Genomic DNA, 18505 nt, shown 5'->3' with positions numbered 1-18505 from the left:
CGACGATATGGTCAATCTCAGACTGAGTTAGATCAGTCAATGGCAACATATCAGGTGTGATTGCCGTGGTTGCCGGGGTGATGACATTCGTCGGCACTACCACCGCTTGTGACTGTCCCACTGTTTGAGCAAATGCGGACAACACCGGGAATTGGAAAAGGTCACGCACCGCTAGTGTTAACCCCGCGTTACGTAGACGTTCAATCATCCGCACCGCCAGCAATGAATGACCGCCCAGGGCAAAGAAACTGTCATGCCGACTGATCTGTTTAATGCCTAACAACTCACTCCAGATAGCGGCCAATAGGGCTTCTGTCTCCCCTTTCGGCGCGGCATACATCTGGCGTGCAAAGGCATCTTCCCCCGGTGCCGGTAGCGCACGGCGATCCAGTTTACCGTTCGGTGTCAACGGGAAGGCATCCAGACGCACAAAAGCAGCAGGCACCATATAATCCGGTAAAACCGTACTTAAGTGAATACGCAGGCGATTAATTAACTCCTCATCCATTTCGGCCACCACATAAGCCACCAGCCGTTTATCCTGACCATCATCTAACGCCATCACAACCGCTTCACTCACCGCCGGGTATTCCATCAGCCGGGCTTCGACTTCCCCCGGCTCAATGCGGAAACCTCGGATTTTCACCTGTTGGTCATTTCGGCCCAGGAACTCCAGATTGCCGTCCGGCAGATAGCGGGCCAAATCCCCAGTGCGGTACATCCGGGCATCTGGAATATGACTAAACGGGTCTGCTAAGAAACGTTCCGCCGTCAGCTCAGAACGATTGAGATAACCCCGTGCCACGCCGGCCCCGCCAATATATAACTCACCTACAGCGCCTAACGGTACTGGCTGACCATACTTATCCAATAAATAAAGGGTTAAGTCCGGGATACGCGTACCAATAGGACTGGTTGTCTGTTCTGCATCATAACGGCCCAGCGCCCGGTAAGTGACGTGAACCGTGGTCTCGGTGATACCGTACATATTCACCAACCGAGGCAACGTCTCCTCACGCAGAGCGTACCACGGCTTCAAAATACTCGGATCGAGGGCTTCCCCGCCAAAGATGACATAGCGCAAACAGTCCGGTAACGGATTGGCGACATAACTGGCAATAAAGGCTTTGAAGGCACTGGGGGTCTGATTCAACACCGTGATGCCGTGCTGACACACGAATTGATGCAGCTCCTCGGGTGAACGGGCAATCGCGTGCGGAACCAGCACCAGTTTAGCGCCGTAGCGTAACGCTCCCCATAATTCCCACACCGAGAAGTCAAACGCAATGGAATGGAACAGGCACCAAATATCTTGCCGGTTAAAGTGATACCAGGATTCAGTCGCGTCAAACAAACGCAGGATATGACGATGTTCGACCATTACCCCTTTCGGCGTACCGGTCGAACCCGAGGTGTAAATCACATAGGCCAGATGCTGTGCCGTCAATTCTGGCGCTTCCGGGTTACTGTCCGGCTGATCTGGCAAATTATTCGGGTCAAGTACCGTCAGCCCTGCCAGCGTACTCTCTCCCAGCGCATCACGCCCGATCTTATCCGCCAGCAAAATAGCGGGGGCAGCATCGGTCAGGATATGTGCCAAACGCTCACCGGTATACACCGGGTCCAGCGGCACATAGGCGCCTCCGGCTTTCAACACCGCTAATACCCCCACCACCATTGCCGGTGAACGTGACACGCAAACCGCCACCCGTTGGTCCGGAGTGACCCCCAACGTTATCAGTTGATGCGCCAGACGGTTGGCGCGGGCATTGAGCTCGGCATAGCTGAGGATCTGTTCTTCATACACCACAGCCGTCTCATTAGGCGCATTCTCCACCTGTTGTTCAAATAATTGATGAATACATAACTGATTAGAATATGTTGTTTCAATTACATTCCAGGTTTCGAGCAATAGTCTGCGCTCTGTCACTGTCAGAATATCGATTTTTCCGACCGGTTGTTGAAGGTTAGTCACCATCCCTCGCAGTACGGTATGGAGATATTGCATATGCCGTTCAATGGTCGGTTGGTCAAACAGTGCGGTGGCATAATTCAGATAACCGACAATCCTGCCCTCTATCTCAGACAAGTTCAGCTCAAGATCGAACTTAACCACATCAAAAGCTTGCTCGACAGGTGAAACTACCAGTCCCGGCAACCGCCATTCCGTGTTCTCATTGTTCTGCCAGGCAAACATCACTTGGAACAATGGGGTATGCGCCAGTCGGCGTGGCGGTTGCACGATTTCCACCACCTGTTCAAACGGCAGATCTTGATGTTCCTGTGCCGCTAACGCGGTTTGTCTTACCCGCGCCAGTAATTCCGCCACATTGGGTTCACCGGATAAATCCATCCGCAACGCCAGCGTATTCACAAAAAAGCCGATCAAGGATTCCACTTCTTGCCGACTGCGACCGGCACTCGGCGTACCGATAACCAGATCTTCCTGACCTGACAAACGCGATAGAACCGTTGCCCAAGCCGCCAACAGAGTCATAAATAACGTGACGCCCTGTTGCTCACTCAGGCGTTTAAGGGATTGGGTTAACTCCGCATCCAGACTGACAGGCAAGATATTTCCGACAAATGACTGCTGAGATGGACGTGGCCGGTCAGTAGGCAAATCCAACAGAACCGGCGCATCAACCAGATTGGTACGCCAATAGTCAGATTGGGACTGTATCTGTTCTGCCGACAGCCATTGGCACTGCCAGGCGGCGTAATCAGGATACTGAATCGTCAACGGTGGCAATGGATCCGGCTGTTGGTTCAAATAAGCCGAATAAAGCGTCTCTAGCTCTGATTTCAATACCCCTAAAGACCAACCATCGGAAACAATATGGTGCTGAGTCAGTAAGAAAACGTGATCATCATCAGCCAGTTGTACCAGACTGGAACGAATTAATGGGCCACAAGCAAGGTCAAACTGTGCCCCGGCTTCCTGAGCAGAGAGAGAGGCAAGTTGGGCATCTACATCCGGTACGTCACGTAGATCATATTTCTTCATCGGCAGCCCTAATGCCGCCGGCAACAATTCCACCTGCGGCTGGCCGTCAACAGCAACAAAAACAGAACGCAACGCTTCATGACGGGCAAACAGCATATTAAGCGCCTCCTGCCAAGCCACAATATCCAACTGACCATATAAACGCAGGGCCAGCGGAATATGATAGGTCTCACTCACCCCCTCAAACTGCGCCAGGAACCACAGGCGCTGTTGCGCAAATGACAACGGCAATTGGCCCTCATGAGACAGCGGAATAATAGCGGGCAATACCTCGCCTGATTCATCAAACCGGGCACGCATCGCCTCAGCAAAGGCCATCAAAGACGGGAATCTAAACAGCGTGGACAGCGGTAATTCAATCCCTAACGCCGCTATCCGGTTCATCATCCGCACCGCCAATAGCGAATGGCCGCCCAGTGCGAAAAAGTTGTCATACCGGCTAATCCGCTCAACACCCAGTAACTCACGCCAGATAGCGGCCAATGTGGTTTCCATCTCCCCTGATGGCGCGGCGTAAATTTGCCGGGCAATAGCCTCTTCCCCCGGCGCTGGTAGCGCCCGGCGGTCCAGTTTACCGTTCGAGGTCAGCGGGAAGGCATCCAGACGGACAAACGCGGCCGGCACCATATAATCCGGTAACACCGCACTTAAGTGAGTACGCAGACGATTGACCAACTCTTCATTCACTTCTGCCACCACATAAGCCACCAGCCGTTTGTCCTGCCCATCGTCCAGCACCAGCACAGCAACCTCATTCACCGCCGGGTGTTCCATTAATCGGGCTTCGATTTCCCCCGGCTCAATGCGGAAACCACGGATTTTCACCTGTTGGTCATTACGACCCAGAAATTCCAGATTGCCATCCGGCAGATAGCGAGCCAAATCCCCGGTCCGGTACATCCGGGCACCCGGTTCATCATTGAACGGATCCGGCAGGAAACGTTCAACGGTCAATTCAGGGCGATTAAGATAGCCACAGGCAACTCCATCTCCGCCAATATAAATTTCCCCTTCCGCCCCCAACGGTACTAACTGACCATTGGCATCCAACAGATAAACCCGCGTATTGGCTATCGGTCGGCCAATGGGAATTCTCGCCACTCCCGACGGTAACGCGGTAATACGGTAGGTAGTGGTAAAGGTGGCGCCCTCACTCGGTCCATAGCCATTTAATAACTGTTGCGGCGGGCTATCACGCAGAACTTGCGCCATCACATGCGGGTCAAGCACATCGCCGCCGACAATCAGGATTTTGAGCTGCGAGAGAGCCAGAGACAACTCTGCCGCCAGTCGGTTAAATAGCCCGACACTCAGCCACAGTACGGTAATGCGATAAGTCTGTAATGCCTGGGCAAACTCTTTGGGCGTTAGCACAGTAGCGTGATCAATCACCACCAGCGTACCGCCATTCAACAAAGGCGCCCAAACTTCAAAGGTGCTGGCATCAAAAGCCGGGTTAGCTTCAAACGCCACCCGATCATCCGACCCGATTTCAGCGTAGCCGTTATTGATGACCAATCTAACCACAGCCCGATGCGGCACCATTACCCCTTTAGGCGTGCCAGTCGAGCCGGAGGTATACATAATATAAGCCAGCTCAGTACTGGTGCGGGACAAGTCAGGATTAAGGTAATCTTCCGCCTTGATAGCGCCGCTCTCATCGGCCAGGTCAACCGGGATATCGGTAAGCAATAATTTGGCTGAACAGTCGGTTATCAGCCAGTGCTTCCGCTCATCCGGCACTCGAGGATCGATCGGCACATAAACGGCCCCGGCCTTGAGGATAGCCAACTGAGCCACCACCAGTTCAATAGAGCGTTCTAACTGCACAGCGACCCGGTTATTCGGCAATATCCCCTGTCCAATTAACCAGTGAGCCAACCGGTTGGCGCGAGCATTTAATTCCGCATAGTTGAGAATGTGTTCTCCATACACCAGCGCTACCGCATGCGGGGTGCTTTCTGCCTGTTGTTCAAACAGCCGGTGAATACAACACTGGTCAGGATATGGCGCCTGGGTCGCATTCCAACTCTCCAGCAACAGCCTTTTTTCCGCTGCCGGCAAAATATTCAGTAACCGTATTGGAGCTTCCGGCTGCTGCTCAAGCGCTTGTATCAGACTTTCCAGCGCTTGTTGCATATAACCACATATCCGCTCCGGATCAATCGGTTGAACGATTTGTGCCGTCAACCCCAAAGAGTGACCAAAATCCTCCACTGAGAGCACCAACGGATAGTTCGTGCGCTCTTGCCCGCCCAAGAATTCAATGCCGCTGATGATTGCATCCGTGGTTATCGCCGGCGCATTATGCCGGTAGTTCAACAAAGCGCTAAAGAGAGGAATTTCATCTTGCACCCGACTGCAACGTTGAGCCAGCGCCAGTGACGCATGTTCATGCTCCAACAATCCGGCTAACCGGGTATGCGCTAACCGTACACTCTCCTGCACCGGGGTATCATCTATATCCAACCGTAACGGCAGAGTGTTGACAAACAATCCCATGCCGCTGTCAGCCCCTTCTCCTGCCTGCATCCGGCCAAACAGCACGGTGCCAAACACCACTTTCGTCTGTCCGCTGATACGTGACAACACCTGTGCCCAGGCCAGATGGCATAACGCAGCCAAACTGACATCCAGACGCCGGGCCTGGCTACGCAAGCGGTCATTCAGATCAGGCGTCAACATCCGGTGCGATTCCGCCATTTGTGAACCATCCCGATGCACTTCCGTCAACCCGAATGGTAACGTCGGTTCATCTACTTCAACCAACATGTCAGTAAAGAAACGGGTATGCTCGGCCTGACTCACCCCCAACCGGACTTGTGCCACCAAATTGCGGAAAGGGACCGGCGCGGGCAAGCTCTCTTCCTGTCCGGCAAGATAAGCCTGAACTTCACGGTTCATCACTTCCAACGTCGTATGGTCGCCAATCAAATGATGCAACAATTGCAATACACACCAGCGGCCATCACTCTCCTGAGCTATTACAAAATGCAGCAAAGGCGCTCGTTGCAGATCAATACGATAGAGGCTCGGATCAAAACGTTGAGCTAACTGGTCACGGACCGACCCATCAATCGGGTTCAATGTCAGTTCGGTGATTAATAATTGAGCCTGACGCCAAACCACCTGAACCGGCGTGGGTAATCCCTGCCAGATAAAAGCCGTACGCAGAATGTCATGACGGTCAATCACCTGTTGCATGGCCGCCAAATAGCAGTCCAACAGAGCGCGGTCAGCAAAGACCATCTGACCGGCCAGCAAATATGGATCGCCTTTATTCGCCAGCAAATGGTGAAACAGGATGCCGTCCTGCAACGGTGACAGGGCATAGATATCCTGAATATTAGCCATTCCACCCGGCACTTGTTCCACAATATAGCCAATCTCAAGCTGGGTCAGCTCAATCAACGGCAACATCTCAGGTGTGAGCGCCGTGGTCGCCGGGGTAATGACATTTGCCGGCACTATCACCACCTGTGATTGCCCTACTGTTTGGGCAAATTCAGATAACACGGGGGATTGAAATAAATCACGTACCGCCAGGGTTAACCCGGCATTACGCAGACGTTCAACCATCCGCACCGCCAGCAACGAATGACCGCCTAGGGCAAAGAAGCTGTCATGCCGGCTAATCTGTTCAATACCCAATAATTCGCTCCAGACTGCGGCTAATAGGGTTTCTGTCTCCCCTTGCGGCGCTGCATAAACCTGACGGGCAAAAGCTCCCTCCCCCGGCGCAGGCAACGCCCGACGATCCAGCTTGCCGTTCGGCGTCACCGGGAAAGCATCCAGACGCACAAAGGCCGCCGGTATCATGTAATCCGGCAAAATGGCTCTTAGATGAGCATGCAAGCTGTTAACCAACCGGTCATCCGCTTCTGCCGCCACATAAGCCACCAGTCGTTTATCCTGATCGTCACCCAACGCCAGCACCAGTGCTTCGCTCACCGACGGATATTCCATTAGTCGGGCTTCGATTTCCCCCGGTTCAATACGGAAACCGCGGATTTTCACCTGCTGGTCATTACGGCCCAGAAATTCCAGATTGCCATCCAGCCGATAGCGGGCCAAATCCCCGGTCCGGTACAAACGGGCATCAGGTTCACCACTAAACGGATCGGCCAGAAAACGCTCCGCCGTCAAGTCAAGCCGGTTGAGATAGCCTCGCGCAACACCCACGCCGCCAATATACATCTCTCCAACCGCGCCTAACGGCACCGGCTGGCCGTTAATATTTAGCAAATAAATTCGTGTGTTAGCTGTCGGACGCCCAATCGCAATGACGCCCTCAGTGTAGTCTGACGGACAACGCCAGGTAGCCGCACACACTGTAATTTCTGTTGGTCCATAGGCATTAAACACCGTTGCCCGACGACTCAGGGCCTGAATCAGCGCCGCGCTGGGCGCCTCACCACCGAGTATCAACGTCGGTCTTATTGTCATCTCCGGCAGATCGACCCCCTCCCGGAGCAAGGCTGGGGTCAAACAAGCATGGGTTATCGCCTGTTCTTCCAGATAATGCCAGAGATAACGAGGTTCCTGACGAATCATGTCGGCCGGGATCGCCAAAGCGGCCCCACTGCACAACGCCATCAGGGTTTCCCAGACACTGGCATCAAAGCCAAATGAGGCAAACTGCAACATCCAGCTCCCCGGATGAATATCAAACTGAACAATTTTTTCCTGAATCAGGTTAACCAGCCCACGATGTTCGACCATCACTCCTTTGGGTATACCGGTCGAACCGGAGGTATAAATCACATACGCCAGATGGCGTGGAGTTAATGCCGATATCTGCGGGTTGCTATCTGTCTGGTCAGGCAATGAATTCGGATCCAACACGGTCAGTGCCGCCAGTACTTTTTCGCCTAACGCGGCACGTCCAGCATCATCCGCCAGTACAATAGCTGGCGCAGAATCGGTTAAAATATAAACCAGACGTTCCCCCGGATAAGCCGGGTCTAGCGGTACATAAGCACCACCCGCTTTCAGTACTGCCAGCAGCCCCACTATCCGCGCCGGCGAACTCGCGACACAGATTGCCACCCGCTGATCCGGTACCACTCCTAACATAATCAGTTGATGCGCCAACCGATTAGCACGGGCATTTAATTCGACATAACTGAGGACTTGCCCTGCATACATCAGCGCCGTGGCATCCGGAGTTCTCTCTGCCTGTTGCTCAAACAGCCGGTGAATACAACAGTGAGCAGAATACGGCATTCCAGTTGCATTCCAGGATTCCAATAACAGCTTGCGCTCCGCCACAGTCAGGATATTAATTTCCCTGACCGGCTGTTGAGGGTTAGCCGCCATCGCCCACAATACGGTATAGAGATAGCCCACCTGCCGCTCAATGGTCGCTTGATCAAATAGAGCGGTGGCATAGTTCAAATAACCAACAATCTGGCCTTCAACTTCAAACAAATTTAGCTCAAGATCGAACTTAACCACATCAAAAGCTTGCTTGACCGGTGAAACCTCCAGTCCCGGCAGTTGCCATTCCGTGTTCTCGTTGTTCTGCCAGGCAAACATCACCTGAAACAGCGGAGTGTGCGCCAGTCGGCGCGGCGGTTGCACAATTTCCACCACTTGTTCAAATGGCAGATCCTGATGCTCCTGTGCCGCCAACGCGGTTTGTCGCATCTGCGCCAGCAATTCCGTCACATTCAGCCCACCGGATAAATCTATCCGCAACGCCAACGTATTCACAAAGAAACCAATCAAGGATTCCACTTCCTGCCGACCACGACCGGCACTTGGCGTACCGATAACCAGATCTTCCTGACCTGACAGGCGTGATAGCACAACTGCCCAGGCAGCTAATACAGTCATAAATAACGTGACGCCCTGTTGCTCACTCAGGCGTTTAAGAGATTGAGTTAACTCCACATCCAGACTGACGGGCAATAAGGCCCCGATAAATGACTGCTGAGGCGGACGTGGCCGGTCAGTAGGCAAATCCAGCAGAACCGGCGCATCGACCAGTCTCGTGCGCCAATAATCAGACTGGGACTGTACGCGTTCAGCCGACAACCATTGATGCTGCCAGGCGGCGTAATCAGGATACTGAATCATCAGCGATGGTAGCGGATCTGACTGCCCCGCCAGAAACGCGGTATAAAGAGTGCTCAATTCACGCATCAACACGCTGACAGACCAACCATCGAAAACAATATGATGCAGGGTCAACAAGAAAACGTGATCATCATCAGCCAGTTGTATCAGACTGGCACGAATTAATGGACCACGGGCAAGATCAAACGGTGTTTCAACTTCCTGAGCAGAGAGAGACGCAAACTGCGCCTCCACATCAGGCGTGTCACGCAGATCATATTTTCTCATCGGCAAGCCTGATGCCGCTGGCAACAACTCCACCTGCGGTTGACCATCGACAGCAACAAAGACAGAGCGCAACGCTTCATGGCGGGCAAACAGTGTATCAAGCGCCTGTTGCCAGGCGGCGATATTCAACCGACCATGTAGACGTAAAGCCAGCGGAATATGATAGGTCTCACTCACCCCGTCAAACTGGGTCAAGAACCACAGACGCTGTTGCGCAAATGACAACGGCAATTTACCCTCACGGGATAGCGGAACGATAGCGGGCAATACCTCGTCTGACTCATCAAACCGGGTGCGCATCACTTCAGCAAAAGCCATCAAAGACGGGAATTTAAACAGCGTGGACAATGGCAATTCAATCCCCAGTGCCGCTATCCGGTTCATCATTCGTATTGCCAACAGCGAATGACCGCCTAAAGCGAAAAAGTTGTCATACCGGCTAATCCGCTCGACACCCAGTAATTCACGCCAGAGAGTCGCCAATGTGGTTTCCATCTCTCCTAACGGCGCAGCGTAAATCTGCCGGGCAAAATCTTCTTCCCCCGGCACCGGTAATGCCCGCCGATCCAGTTTGCCGTTCGGCGTCAATGGGAAGGCATCCAGACGCACAAAAGCAGCCGGCACCATATAATCCGGTAAAATCGTACTTAAGTGAGTACGCAGACAATTGACCAATCCCTCATCCACTTCCGCCGCCACATAAGCCACCAGCCGTTTATCCTGACCGTCATCCATCACCCGCACAACAGCTTCACTCACTGCCGGGTGTTCCAGCAATCGGGCTTCGATTTCCCCCGGCTCAATGCGGAAACCACGGATTTTTACCTGCTGGTCATTTCGGCCCAGGAACTCCAGATTGCCATCCGGCAGGTAACGGGCTAAATCCCCAGTGCGGTACAAGCGGGCATCGGGTTCATCACTGAATGGGTCCGGCAGGAAACGTTCCTTCGTCAGTTCAGGACGATTAAGATAGCCACAAGCAACGCCATCTCCGCCGATATAAATCTCACCGGTTGCTCCCTGCGGTACCGGCTGACCATAAGCATCCAACAGATAAACCCGCGTATTAGATATTGGTCGACCAATGGGGATTCTCGCCACTTCTGGCGATAATGCCGTGATCCGATAGGTGGTGGTAAAGGTAGCGCCCTCACTCGGTCCATAGCCATTCAACAACTGTTGTGGTGGGTTATCGCGCAGAATTTGCCTAATCACATGTGGATCTAGCACATCGCCGCCAACAATCAGGATTTTGAGCTGCGAGAGAGCCGGAAGCAACTCTGCCGCCAGCCGGTTAAATAGCCCGACACTTAGCCATAGCACGGTAATGCGATAAGCCTGTAATGCCTGAACAAACTCTTTAGGCATCAGCAACGTGGCGTGATCAATCACCACCAGTACGCCACCATTGAGCAACGGCGACCAAACTTCAAAGGTACTGGCATCGAAAGCCGGGTTAGCTTCAAACGCTACCCGATCATCCGGCCCGATTTCGGCGTACCCATTATTAATCACCAGCCGAACTACTGCCCGATGCGGTACCATCACTCCTTTAGGCGTGCCAGTCGAGCCAGAGGTATACATAATATAGGCCAGTTCAGTACTGGAGCGTGGCAAGTCAGGATTACGGTTATCTTCCTGCCTGATAGCACCCATCTCATCGGCCAGACAAAACCGGGGGATCGCCAAATCAATCGGGATATCGGTAAGCAATAACTTAGCTGAACAGTCGCTTATCAGCCAATGCTTCCGCTCATCCGGTACCCGGGGATCAATCGGCACATAAACGGCCCCGGCTTTGAGGATAGCCAATTGAGCCACTATCAGCTCAATAGAACGCTCTAACAGCACAGCGACCCGGTTATCCGGCTGCACCCCTTGCCCAGTTAACCAGTGAGCTAATTGGTTGGCGCGAGCATTTAATTCCGCATAGTTGAGAATGTGTTCTCCATACACCAGCGCTATCGCATTAGGAGTATTTTCTGCCTGTTGTTCAAACAATTGGTGAATACAATTCTGGTCAGGATATGGTGCCTGAGTCGTGTTCAAAGTTGCCAATAACAGTTTCTTCTCTGCTTCTGACAAGATATTCAGTGCCCGTACTGGTGTCTCCGGCCGTTGCTCAAGCGCCTCTGCCAGACTTTCCAACGCCTGTTGCATATAACCGCACACGCGTTTCGGATCAATCGGTTGAACAATTTGCGCTGTCAGCCCCAGTGCGTGACCAAAATCCTCCACCGACAAGACAAAAGGATAGTTAGTACGCTCTTGTCCGCTAAGGAATTCAATACCGCCGATGGTTGCATCCGTGGTAACCGGCTGCGCACTATGCCGGTAGTTCAGTAACGCGCTAAAGAGGGGCATTTCCCCCGGCACCTCACTGCAACGTTGAGCCAGCGCCAGTGAAGCATGTTCATGCTCCAGCAATCCGGCTAACCGAGTATGGGCTAATCGTACACTGTCTCGCACCGGGGTATCATCTATATCCAGTCGCAACGGCAAAGTATTGGTAAACAGCCCCATTCCATTGTCAGCCCCTTGTCCTGCCTGCATCCGTCCGAACAGCACGGTGCCGAACACCACTTTTACCTGTCCGCTGGCACGCGACAACACCTGTGCCCAAGCCAGATGGCATAAAGTCGCTAAACTGACGCCCAGACGCCGGGCCTGACTACGTAGACGATCATTCAGTTCAGGCGTTAACATCTGGTGCGATTCCATCACCTGTGAACCATCCCGATGGACTTCCGTCAACCCGAACGGCAGTGTCGGTTCATCCACTTCAGACAACATGTCAGTAAAGAAGCGGGTATGTTCGGCCTGACTCATCCCCAACCGGACTTGAGCCACCAGATTGCGGAAAGGGACCGGCGCAGGTAAGTTCTCTTCCTGTCCGGCAAGATAAGCCTGAATCTCGCCATGCATCACTTCCATTGTGGTATGGTCGCCAATCAGATGATGCTGCAATTGCAGTACGCTCCAACGGCCATCGTCCTCCTGCGCCACCGCAAAGTGCAACAGTGGCGCTCGTTGCAGATCAATACGATAGCGACGCGGATCAAAATGTTGAGCTAACTGGTCATAGACTGGCCCATCAACCGAGTCTAGTGTCAGTTCAGTGACTAACAATTGAGCCTGACGCCAAACCACCTGAACCGGCGCTGATAATCCTTGCCAGATAAAAGCGGTACGCAAAATATCATGGCGATTAACCACTTGTTGTACTGCCGCCAAATAGTTGTCTAATAAGACACGGTTAGCAAAAACTATCTGACCAGCCAGCAGATACGGATCGCCTTTATCCGCCAGTAAATGGTGGAACAGAATACCGTCCTGCAACGGTGATAAACCATAGATATCCTGAATATTGGCAACCCCACCCGGTATTTGAGTAATAATATGGTCAATCTCAGATTGAGTCAGATCAGCCAACGGCAACATATCAGGTGTGAGTACCGTGGTCGCCGGGGTAATGACATTCGTCGGCACCACCACCGCCGGTGATTGCCCTACTGTTTGGGCAAATGCCGATAACACCGGGGATTGGAATAAATCACGCACTGCCAGCGTTAACCCCGCGTTACGCAAACGTTCAATCATCCGAACCGCCAACAGCGAATGTCCTCCCAGTGCAAAGAAGCTATCATGCCGACTGATCTGTTTAATGCCTAACAACTCGCTCCAAATCGCGGCTAGCAGCGTTTCTGTCTCCCCTTGCGGCTCGGCATAAACCTGACGGGCAAAGGCATCTTCCCCCGGTGCTGGTAACGCCCGCCGATCCAGTTTTCCGTTCGGTGTCAACGGGAAGGCATCCATACAAACAAAAGCGGCTGGCACCATATAATCCGGTAAAATCGCACTTAAGTGAGTACGCAGACGATTAATTAACTCCTCATCCATTTCTGCCACCACATAAGCCACCAACCGTTTCTCCTGACCATCATCTAGCGCCAGCACAACCGCTTCACTCACCGCCGGGTGTTCTATCAGCCGGGCTTCGATTTCCCCCGGCTCAATGCGGAAACCACGGATTTTCACCTGCTGGTCATTACGGCCCAGGAACTCCAGATTGCCATCCGGCAGGTAACGAGCCAAATCCCCGGTGCGGTACATCCGGGCATCTGGAATATGACTAAACGGGTCTGCTAAGAAACGTTCCTCGGTCAGCTCAGGACGATTGAGATAACCCCGTGCCACGCCGGCCCCGCCAATATATAACTCACCTACAGCGCCTAACGGTACTGGCTGACCATACTTATCCAATAAATAAAGGGTTAAGTCCGGGATACGCGTACCAATAGGACTGGTTGTCTGTTCTGCATCATAACGGCCCAGCGCCCGGTAAGTGACGTGAACCGTGGTCTCGGTGATACCGTACATATTCACCAACCGAGGCAACGTCTCTTCACGCAGGGCATACCACGGCTTTAAAATACTCGGATCAAGGGCTTCCCCGCCAAAGATGATATAGCGCAAACAGTCCGGTAACGGATTGGCGGCATAACTGGCAATAAAGGCTTTGAAGGCACTGGGGGTTTGATTCAACACCGTGATGCCGTGCTGACACACGAATTGATGCAGCTCTTGAGGTGAACGGGCAATCGCGTGTGGAACCAGCACCAGTTTAGCGCCGTAGCGTAACGCTCCCCATAATTCCCACACCGAGAAGTCAAAGGCGATAGAATGGAACAGGCACCAAACATCTTGTCGATTAAAGTGGTACCAGGATTCAGTCGCGTCAAACAAACGCAGGATATGACGATGTTCCACCATTACCCCTTTCGGCGTACCGGTCGAACCCGAGGTGTAAATGACATACGCCAGATGCCGTGCCGTCAATGCCGGCACTTGCGGGTTACTGTCCGGCTGATCTGGCAGACTATTCGGGTCAAGTACCTTCAACCCTGCCAGCATATCCTCTCCCAACGCATCACACCCGACATTATCCGCCAGCAAAATAACGGGGGCCGCATCAGTCAGGATATGTGCCAGGCGCTCACCGGTATAGATCGGGTCCAGCGGCACATAGGCGCCGCCGGCTTTCAACACCGCTAATACCCCCACCACCATCGCCGGTGAACGTGACACGCAAACCGCTACCCGTTGGTCCGGCTTAACGCCCAACGCTATCAGTTGGTGCGCCAGACGGTTGGCGCGAGCATTAAGCTCGGCATAGCTGAGGACCTGTTCTTCATACACCAGCGCTACGGCATCCGGACTTTTCTCTGCCCATTGTTCAAACAGTCGGTGAACACAATCGTGATCTGGATATGACGTTTCGGTTGCATTCCAGGTTTCCAGCAACAGTTTTCTCTCCGCTGCCGGCAAGATATTCAGTGTTCGTACCGGTGTCTCCGGACGCTGTTCAAGGACCTCTGCCAGACTCTCCAGCGCCTGTTGCATATAATCACATATCCGTTCCGGATCAATCGGTTGAACAATTTGCGCTGTCAATCCTAAAGCGTGACCAACATCCTCCACCGACAAGACAAACGGATAGTTAGTGCGTTCTTGCCCGCCCAGAAATTCAATACCGCTGATAATTGCATCCGTGGTAACCGACTGCTCACTATGTCGGTAGTTCAACAAAGCGCTAAAGAGGGGCGCTTCCCCCGGTACTCCACTGCAACGTTGAGCCAGCGCCAGTGAGGCGTGCTCATGCTCCAGCAATCCAGCTAACCGGGCATGCGCTGCCCGTACACTCTCCTGCGCCGAGGTGTCATCCATATCCAGTCGCAACGGCAAAGTATTGATAAACAGCCCCATGCCGCTGTCACTTCCTTGCCCTGCCTGCATTCGTCCAAACAGCACGGTGCCGAATACCACTTTCGTCTGTCCGCTGGTACGTGACAAGACTTGCGCCCAAGCCAGATGGCACAAAGTCGCCAAACTGACGCCCAGACGCCGGGCTTGACTGCGCAGACGATCATTCAACTTAGTGGGTAACATCCGGTGCGATTCCGTCACCTGCGAACCATCCCGATGTACCTCCGTGAACCCAAATGGTAGTGTTGGTTCATCCACCTCAGCCAACATATCGGTAAAGAAACGGGTATGTTCAGCCTGACTTACCCCCAGACGCGCCTGAGCCACCAAATTGCGGAAAGGGAGCGGCGCTGGCAAGTTCTCTTCTCGTCCGGCAAGATAAGCCTGAACTTCGCCATGCATCACTTCCATTGCGGTATGATCGCCAATCAGATGATGCAGTAATTGCAGTACGCTCCAACGGCCATCGTCCTCCTGAGCCACCACAAAGTGCAACAGTGAAGCTCGTTGCAGATCAATACGATAGCGACGTGGATCAAAATGTTGAGCTAACTGGTCACGGATCGGCCCATCAACCGAGTCCAATGTCAGTTCAATGATTGACAATTGAGCCTGACGCCAAACCACCTGAACCGGCGCTGATAATCCTTGCCAAACAAAGGCGGTACGCAGAATATCGTGGCGATTAACCACCTGTTGCACCGCCGCCAGATAACGATCCAACAATGAACGATCAGCAAAAACCATTTGGCTGGCTAATAGATACGGGTCACCTTCACTCGCCAACAGATGGTGGAACAGAATACCGTCCTGCAACGGTGACAAGGCATAGATATCCTGAATATTAACCACCCCACCCGGTACTTGTTCCACGATATGGTCAATTTCAAGTTGGGTCAGCTCAATCAGCGGCAACATCTCAGGTGTGAGTGCCGTGGTCGCCGGAGTAATGACATTCGCCGGCACCACCACTGCCGGTGATTGCCCTACTGTTTGGGCGAATGCCGACAACACCGGGAATTGAAACAGCTCACGCACCGCCAGCGTTAGTCCGGCATGGCGCAGACGTTCAATCATCCGCACTGCAAGCAGAGAATGACCGCCCAAGGCAAAGAAACTGTCGTGCCGACTGATCTGTTTAATACCCAACAATTCGCTCCAGATAGCAGCCAATAGGGTTTCTGTTTCTCCCTGCGGTGCTTCATAAACCTGTCGGGCAAACGCTTCCTCCCCCGGCACCGGTAATGCCCGCCGATCCAATTTGCCGTTTGGCGTCAACGGGAAAGTATCCAGACGTACAAAGACCGCCGGCACCATATAATCCGGTAAAATGGTACTCAGGTGGGTATGCAGACGGTTAACTAACTCCTCACTGGCTTCTGATACCACATAAGCCACCAACCGTTTATCCTGACCGTCGCCCAGCACTTGCACAACCGCTTCATGCACTGCCGGGTGCTCCAGCAATCGGGCTTCGATTTCCCCTAGTTCAATCCGGAAACCGCGGATTTTCACCTGCTGGTCATTACGACCCAAGAACTCCAAATTGCCGTCTGGCAGGTAACGGGCCAAATCCCCGCTCCGATACAGGCGGGCATCCGGCTTATCACTAAACGGATCTGGCAGAAAACGCTCCGCAGTTAGTTCAGGGCGATTGAGATAACCACAAGCAATCCCATCTCCACCAATATAAATCTCACCAATTACCCCCTGCGGCACTAGCTGACCATAGGCATCCAACAGATAAACTCGCGTATTGGCTATCGGTCGACCAATAGGGATTCGAGTTATTTCTGGCGATAATTCTGCAATAAGGTAGGTGGTGGTAAAGGTCGTCCCTTCACTTGGCCCATAACCATTCAATAACTGTTGCGGCGGGCTATCACGCAGAACCTGCGCCATCACATGGGGATCAAGGACATCACCGCCAACAATGAGAATTTTGATTTGCGGCAACACCGGAGACAACTCCGCGGCCAGCCGGTTAAACAACCCGACACTCAACCACAGCGCCGTAATGCGATAAGTCTGTAATGCCTGAACGAATTCTTTAGGCGTCAGTAACGTGGTGCGATCAATCACCACCAGCGTACCGCCATTGAGCAATGGCGCCCAGACTTCAAAGGTACTGGCATCGAAAGCTGGGTTGGCCTCAAACGCCACCCGATCATCCGGCCCGATTTCCGCGTACCCGTTATTGATGACCAGTCGAGCCACAGCACGATGCGGTACCATTACCCCTTTTGGCGTGCCGGTCGAGCCGGAAGTGTACATAATATAAGCCAACTCGATACTGGACCTAGGCAAGTCAAGATTACGGTAATCCCCCTCCCTGATAGTACCCATCTCATCAGCAAGGCAATACGTGGGAATAGCCAGATCAATCGGGATATCAGTGAGCAATAATTTGGCTGAACAATCGCTTATCAGCCAGTTTTTCCGCTCATCTGGCACACGGGGATCGATTGGCACATACACGGCCCCGGCTTTGAGAATTGCCAATTGAGCCACGACCAGCTCAATAGATCGTTCTAACAACACCACAATCCGATCATCCAACTGTACCCCTCGCTTAATTAACTGGCGGGCCAGTCGGTTGGCACGAGCATTTAATTCGGTATAACTGAGAATGTGCTCTTCATACACCAGCGCTACCGCATCAGGGATTTTCTCCGCCTGCTGTTCAAACAACCGATGAATGCATGTCTGGTCAGGATATCGCGTCTGGGTTGCATTCCAAGTTTCCAGTAACAGCTTGCGCTCCACCACGGTCAGGATATCGATTTTCCCAACTGGCTGTTGAGGGTTAGTCGCCATCTCTCGTAGTACGGTATGGAGATAGCCCATCTGCCGCTCAATGGTAAGTTGATCAAATAGCGCAGTGGAATAATTCAGATAACCGACAATTCGACCATCCACCTCAGACAGGCTCAACTCAAGATCAAATTTAACAATATCAATGTATTGATCGGCCGGTGAAACCGTCAGTCCCGGCATCCGCCATTCCATGCCTTCATTGTTTTGCCAGGCAAACATCACTTGGAACAGCGGAGTATGCGCCAGGTGACGTGGTGGTTGTACGATTTCCACTACCTGTTCAAACGGTAGATCCTGATGCTCCTGTGCCGCCAGCGCAGTTTGTCTCACACGCTCCAGCAATTCTGCCACATTGGGGACGCCGGATAAGTCCATACGCAACGCCAATGTATTCACAAAAAAGCCGATCAGGGATTCCACTTCCTGCCGACTACGACCGGCACTTGGCGTACCGATAACCAGATCTTCCTGACCTGATAGGCGTGATAAGACTGTTGCCCAAGCAGCCAGCAACGTCATAAATAACGTGACGCCCTGTTGCTCACTCAAACGTTTAAGAGATTGGGT

Annotated in this window: 1 protein-coding gene (only partly in view); it reads right to left on the bottom strand. The window is 52.9% G+C overall.

All 18505 nt of this window come from inside a single coding sequence — locus EAE92_RS12610, non-ribosomal peptide synthase/polyketide synthase, on the bottom strand. Of the gene's 49134 coding nucleotides, 20256 precede the window and 10373 follow it; the stretch shown corresponds to coding positions 20257-38761, spanning codon 6753 (complete) through codon 12921 (partial); reading right to left, the first codon wholly in view occupies positions 18503 to 18505. The start codon and the stop codon both lie outside this window.

Origin of the sequence: Photorhabdus hainanensis (assembly GCF_018448965.1) — a bacterium.
GTDB classification, from domain to species: Bacteria; Pseudomonadota; Gammaproteobacteria; order Enterobacterales; family Enterobacteriaceae; genus Photorhabdus; species Photorhabdus akhurstii.
Note: the sequence above shows the minus strand (reverse complement) of the source record. Positions and strands in the feature narration are given on the sequence as shown.